General features: G+C 50.5%; 1 pseudogene. It reads left to right on the top strand.

The annotated features are described in order from the left end of the window. Positions 1–207, top strand: a pseudogene (locus AOA59_RS00565) (transposase); the annotation flags it as partial. Positions 208–285 lie beyond the last annotated feature (78 nt).

The raw sequence follows: 285 nt of genomic DNA, 5'->3' as shown, positions 1-285 counted from the left end.
CGACAGTCAGCCAGGCGTGAACGGGAGCCATGGTTGCTTGCCAGCAATCTTAAGCAAGGCGAATGGAATCCAGCAAAAATCGTAGCGATCTATAAGCGCCGTATGCAGATCGAAGAAGGCTTTCGAGACGTAAAAAGTGAGCACCTGGGATTGGGCCTTAATCTGCATCGAAGCCATTGTCCAAAGCGTATTGAGGTGTTGTTGTTGAGTAAGCGGCCAGCGAACACACCTTCAGAAATCCGGAATTAAGGGCGATGGTGTCCGCCTATTTTTAAGCGGACGCGA

This window comes from Pseudomonas sp. 2822-15 (assembly GCF_002742515.1).
GTDB lineage: Bacteria > Pseudomonadota > Gammaproteobacteria > Pseudomonadales > Pseudomonadaceae > Aquipseudomonas > Aquipseudomonas salomonii.
This window is presented reverse-complemented; position numbering and strand designations above follow the sequence as displayed.